This is a genomic window from Streptomyces sp. CT34 (genome assembly GCF_000805335.1).
Taxonomy (GTDB): Bacteria; Actinomycetota; Actinomycetes; order Streptomycetales; family Streptomycetaceae; genus Streptomyces.
In genome coordinates this window covers 1-555 of the sequence record NZ_JSFP01000310.1, presented here as the reverse complement: position 1 = coordinate 555, position 555 = coordinate 1, and the positions used below count along the sequence as shown (strand labels likewise).

General features: G+C 70.8%; 1 protein-coding gene. It reads left to right on the top strand.

What is annotated here, in order from left to right; translation table 11 throughout:
* Positions 1 to 15 precede the first annotated feature (15 nt).
* The coding region (locus RZ84_RS00085) for a KR domain-containing protein (RefSeq protein ID WP_241777459.1) at positions 16 to 555 on the top strand (540 nt) is incomplete at its 3' end.

Sequence of the window (555 nt, the reverse complement as noted above, 5' to 3'; positions counted from 1 at the left end):
GAGCGGGTGTCGGCGGTGCTGCGCCCGAAGGTGGACGCAGTACTCAACCTGCACGACGTCGCCGACGAACTCGGCCTCGACCTGGCGAACTTCGTCGTCTTCTCCTCCGCCGCGTCCCTTCTCGGCTCGCCGGGCCAGGGGAGTTATGCGGCGGCGAACGCGTTCCTGAACGAGTTTGCGCGGGTCCGGTCGGCTGCGGACGTGCCGACGCTGGCGTTGAACTGGGGCCTGTGGGAGGCGTCCGGAGGCGACGCGGGTATGGCTTCCGGGCTGTCGGCGGAGGACCTCGCGCGGCTCCGCAGGTCGGGCTTTGTCCCACTCGCGGTGGAGGACGGGCTTGGTCTGTTCGACCGGGCGCTGGCGGGTGGGGCTCCCGTGGTGGTGCCGATCGGGCTGGACCGTCCGGCGTTGGGAAGATCAGCCGAAGTGCCTGCCGTGCTAAGGGAGTTGGTGCCGTCATCAGCACGCGCCGGACGCCGCAACGGTCACCGCGAGGACAGGGGGTTTGTGCAGCGGCTGCGGGGTCTGGATGCGGCGGAGCGGCGTGAGCGCGTG